This is a genomic window from Actinomycetota bacterium (genome assembly GCA_018333515.1).
Classification (GTDB): domain Bacteria; phylum Actinomycetota; class Aquicultoria; order Aquicultorales; family Aquicultoraceae; genus Aquicultor.
In genome coordinates this window covers 1-3,832 of sequence record JAGXSZ010000011.1, presented here as the reverse complement: position 1 = coordinate 3,832, position 3,832 = coordinate 1, and the positions used below count along the sequence as shown (strand labels likewise).

Below are 3,832 nucleotides of genomic sequence, written 5' to 3'. Positions count from 1 at the left end.
GCCCTGCGGGTCAGCCAGGCCGATATCCTCGCCTGCCAGGACGATCAAGCGCCGTAAAATAAAGCGCGGTTCTTCGCCGGCGGCAAGCATCTTGGCCAGCCAGTAGAGGGCTGCGTCTGGGTCAGATCCACGCACCGATTTGATGAAGGCGGAAATCGTGTCGTAATGGGCGTCGCCGCTCTTGTCATAGAGGATGGCGCGTTTCTGAATCGATTCCTGGGCTACATCCAGGTTGATGTAAATCACTCCGTTTCCATCCGGCGGGGTCGTTTCGACCGCCAGTTCGAGCGCGTTGAGCAAATTGCGCCCATCTCCACCGGAGACCCGCAGCAGGTGACGGCGGGCATCCGTGTCCAGACGGATGGTTTTTTGGCCGTAACCGCGGTCCGGGTCGCTGAGTGCCTGGTCGAGGATCTGGGCGAGGTGTTCCTCGCCCAATGGTTCGAGTTGGAAGAGGCGCGAGCGAGAGACCAGCGCAGCGATAACGTCAAAATAAGGATTCTCGGTGGTCGCGCCGATCAGGGTGATCATGCCGCTTTCAACCTGCGGCAAAAGCGCGTCTTGCTGGGCCTTGTTCCAGCGGTGAACCTCATCAACGAACAGAATGGTGCGCTTGCGGTTCATTCGCCGCCGTTCGGTTGCTTCGCCGATCACCCGGCGTAGTTCAGCAACCCCCACCAGGACCGCTGAGATACTTTCAAAATGAGCCTGGGTGCTGTTGGCAATGATCTGCGCCAGGGTGGTCTTGCCTGTGCCAGGCGGACCGAAGAAGATGATGGAAGAGAACAGCCGGTCGGCTTGGATGGCGCGCCTCAGCAGCTTGCCTGGGCCAACGATGTGCTCCTGACCGACGAATTCTTCCAGGGTCCGCGGGCGCATCCGCGCTGCCAGGGGAGCCTCCTGCCGCATGCGTTGTTGCAAGTCATGCTCAAAGAGATCCATAGCAGGATTCTATCATAAATATAAAGGGTATAGCACATATGTTCAACGTGTTTTATCGTGGTTTCCCTGGATTGCGTTCATAGGATGGGATCGTCGGGATGCGATGATTACTTTCAATCCAACCCCTCTAGAAGCGATCATCCAAAAGTTGATTTGCAAACGAACATTTGGCAAGACATTCTAGGCTCACCCGGGTAATTTGGATTTGGATGGTGGGTAGGTCCGCTTAGACGATCGGCCACACGCGGTTTAAAAAAATTCAGGCAGTTGTAATGCAAGGATAAGGTTTAGTTAAGGAGGTGCGAGGGGAAGATCCATAAAAAAGTTGACCTGCCGGGTAAAAATAATGGCATAATGGAAGAGCCGTATTTTTAGTATATTTTTACCATGTGGTGATTGGCCACAGTTCGGAATGGAGGTTTACCATGCGTGTTACCAAAACAAACTGCGGGTTGAAAGTCCACGCTGTAGCTGGAACCTATGTCGTATTATTTGGATTCGACCTGCCCAGCGAAGACTGTGAAGGTTTGGCTGGCTTTTCTCTCCACCGCCGCGACCATACCGAGAACGAAGCTTATTATCTGCTGGGGATGAAAACTTTTACCGAAACCGACCCTGGCTTCCCACCTGGATCGCTCTATTCGACACGCGACCACCCCATTCAGAGCTTTCAGTGGGCGGATTACAGCGCCAAACCCGGCCATGATTATACCTACACGATCGCTGCTCTCAAGGGACCACCCACCGACTTGAAGACCCATGCGGAAGTATCGATTTACCTTACCACCGAAAGTCCCGAATCAGGCGACCATGATATCTATTTCAACCGCGGTGTCGCGGCATCCCAGGGATATATGCGCCGCTTCGGTGACCGCCGGCCAAAAGATGTTCCCAACAAGATGGCTTACCAATGGCTGTCGCGTGGATTATACGAAGCGCTTGTGGAATTTGTCCGTTCGTGCCAACCCGGACGGCACGCTTTGCGTATTGCCGCCTACGAATTTCATTATATAGAATTCCTTCAAGTGCTAAAGGAGGCCCTGGATAGGGGTGTCGATATCCAGATCATCTACGATGCACGCCAGAAAAATCCTGGCGAATCCAATCAAAATGCAGTCGCCGCTGCCGGTCTGGACCAGGTGTGCATCCAACGGACCCGGCCAGAATCGTATATCGCTCACAACAAATTCATCGTCAAACTCGATCACGACCAGCCGGTTGCGGTATGGACGGGTGGGACGAATTTCTCTGAAGGCGGTATCTTCGGTCATTCGAACGCAGCCCACGTTGTTGAGGAACCAGCAGTGGCGGAAAAGTTTTTCGCCTACTGGAAAGCCCTCAGCCAGGATTTGCTTACCGTACCGATGAGAAACCAGGTCGAAATGATCACCCCACCCCTCCACGGAGCGCCTCCTGAGGGAACCAGTGTGCTTTTTAGCCCAAGGAAAAACCTGGATGCCCTTAACTGGTACGCAGACCTGGCACTCAACGCCAAAGACGGCCTCTTGATGACTTTTGCCTTCGGCATGCACGATCTGTTTAAAAACGCCTATCAAAATGGGCAAGCGCCTTTCCGTCTGGCGTTAATGGAAAAGAAAACCCGTTCGATGAAGGCTGGGCCTGAACTCGATGCCGAAATTCGCAAGATCGATCAACTGCGCTGGTTGCCCGAAAATGTTTTCGCCATTGGCGAATTTATCCGGACCAACGAGGTCGAAGGTTGGGTGCAGGAAAAGCTCAGCAACCTGAACACCCACGTCCGTTTTGTGCATAACAAATTCATGCTGATCGACCCGCTGACCGACGATCCGATTGTGGTAGATGGGTCGGCCAATTTTAGCGACGCTTCAACGCTTTACAACGATGAGAATATGGTGATCACCCGCGGCAACAGGCGTGTCGCCGATATTTACCTGTGCGAATTCATGCGGATGTTCAGTCATTTTGCCTTCCGTGAGTCCTTGCAATGGCGTGACGCCAATGAACCCCCCAAGCCTTTGCGTACGGATGACTGGTGGAGGGATTATTTCGGTAACACACCCCGCTCCTCCCGGAGGAAATTCTTCGCCCGGTCACAGGTATAAGATGGAAAGTGGATGATCCCCCCAATCCAATCCGGTGTTTAGGGTGCGAGCGCTTACGGGTTGGCTATTGGGTTGGCCGGGTAATCCATCCGATGGTTATGGGCCCCCTTGGTCGACCCACAGCCTGGTCAATGGCTTCGGTGCCCTGGCTGGGCGGGGGAGGATTTCGATACCCTGATGCGGAGGCGTTCGAGGTCAAAACGAGGCCGGGGGTAGCGGTTACTGGGGCTAAGGGATTCCGCGATCATAAGGTGTTGTGCCGGTTGCCGAAGCTGCTACCCAGCCTTTTTTGGCTGCTTTTTCCGGTAGCAAGCAGCCCAATACCGGTGGAATCACCGTCGATGGACCCGAGAATTTTCTGAGGTAAGGTCACGACCATAGCGCCTGACCCGATTCGACTGCCGGGTTGGTTTGGGATTCTAGGTTGTCCTCTGCGCTCAGCGAGCAGATCCGTTTCAAAATGGAAAGAGAACCGGCAGCAGCAGGGTGGATAAAGTCAGCACGATGAGGGCGATTGGCAAGCCGTTTTTGAGATAATCGGTGAAGCGGTAGCCACCGGGGCTCATCACCAGGATGTTTACGGGGTGAGATACCGGGGTCATAAAGCTGGAAGCGCACCCATATGCCACCCCCATGATAAAGGGATATGGCGAGACGTTCAGGCTTATGGCAGTCGCCAGCGCGATGGGGGCCATAAAAACCGCATTGACCGCCCCGGGGATGAACGGATTGAAGATCAACGTCAGGGCAATCAAGCCACCCAGGAGGGCTGTATGACCAAAAGGGCCGGCGGCAGCGATCACCTG

Annotated in this window: 3 protein-coding genes; 1 reads left to right on the top strand and 2 read right to left on the bottom strand. The window is 54.3% G+C overall.

Going from position 1 to position 3,832, the window contains the following annotated elements; translation table 11 throughout:
* On the bottom strand, positions 1-942 hold a 942-nt coding region (locus KGZ93_02860; GenBank protein ID MBS3908562.1), incomplete at its 3' end, for an AAA family ATPase.
* Positions 943-1,367: 425 nt separating this feature from the next.
* On the opposite strand from KGZ93_02860, the gene KGZ93_02855 reads away from it, so the two are divergent.
* Complete coding sequence (locus tag KGZ93_02855) at positions 1,368-3,026, top strand: hypothetical protein (GenBank protein ID MBS3908561.1); 1,659 nt, start codon at positions 1,368-1,370, stop codon at positions 3,024-3,026.
* A 455-nt stretch (positions 3,027-3,481) separates the two neighbouring features.
* Here KGZ93_02855 and KGZ93_02850 read toward each other — a convergent pair.
* A partial coding sequence (locus tag KGZ93_02850; protein MBS3908560.1) for an SLC13 family permease occupies positions 3,482-3,832 on the bottom strand: 351 nt, incomplete at its 5' end.

Bases quoted from the DNA above. Each gene is read 5' to 3' on its own strand.
- KGZ93_02855 (MBS3908561.1), top strand. From the start codon at position 1,368: ATGCGTGTTACCAAAACAAACTGCGGGTTGAAAGTCCACGCTGTAGCT.